The organism is Spiroplasma sp. ChiS, assembly GCF_002968355.1.
Classification (GTDB): Bacteria; Bacillota_I; Bacilli_A; order Mycoplasmatales; family Mycoplasmataceae; genus Spiroplasma; species Spiroplasma citri.
Genome location: NZ_PUUH01000256.1, coordinates 1 through 707, shown reverse-complemented (window position 1 = coordinate 707; position 707 = coordinate 1). Strand labels below are relative to the sequence as shown.

2 protein-coding genes and 1 pseudogene are annotated in these 707 nt (G+C 24.3%); all 3 read left to right on the top strand.

Annotated features, from left to right (window positions below; genetic code table 4):
- Positions 1 to 51: pseudogene (locus C6B38_RS12400) on the top strand (hypothetical protein); the annotation flags it as partial.
- A 61-nt stretch (positions 52 to 112) separates the two neighbouring features.
- Positions 113 to 304 carry a hypothetical protein gene (locus C6B38_RS06355; RefSeq protein ID WP_105298815.1) on the top strand — a complete coding sequence of 64 codons (192 nt, stop codon included), beginning with the start codon at positions 113 to 115 and terminating at the stop codon, positions 302 to 304.
- A gap of 72 nt (positions 305 to 376) precedes the next feature.
- Positions 377 to 565, top strand: coding sequence for a hypothetical protein (locus tag C6B38_RS06350; protein ID WP_233485607.1), 189 nt, complete (start codon positions 377 to 379; stop codon positions 563 to 565).
- The last annotated feature ends 142 nt before the right edge of the window (positions 566 to 707 follow it).

The window sequence follows — 707 nt, the reverse complement described above, 5'->3', positions numbered from 1 at the left end:
GGAAAGAAAAAAGATAAAAAAGAAATTGAAAGAAAGGAGAGTAATAAATAATGTTAGGTATGTATTTAACAACAGCGTTTAATTTTTTAACAAAGCACCTACACCTAAAACTATGACTGAGGGTATGACTGGTATTTGAACAGGTTTGACTAGTGCATTATGAAAAGTTAAAGAAGGTATAACAAATATTTTACCTGAGATAATGGTTTTTTTAGGTGAAGCGTGAATTATATTAATTCCATTTGCTATATTTTGTATTATTAAAATATTAAACTTTTTCCGTGTTATGGTTAAAGGATTTTAATATTTATTATAATCGATCATATATCTTAGCTAAGGCACACTAGCTTTTATGTGAGTTGAATAAATAATTTTTTTGTTTATTTTTGCACTTATTTGAACAGGTTTGACTAGTGCATTATGAAAAGTTAAAGAAGGTATAACAAATATTTTACCTGAGATAATGGTTTTTTTAGGTGAAGCGTGAATTATATTAATTCCATTTGCTATATTTTGTATTATTAAAATATTAAACTTTTTCCGTGTTATGGTTAAAGGATTTTAATATTTATTATAATCGATCATATATCTTAGCTAAGGCACACTAGCTTTTATGTGAGTTGAATAAATAATTTTTTTGTTTATTTTTGCACTATACACTGTCTACAAATTTATTTTTAAATAAATTTAATTATTTTGGTTATTAT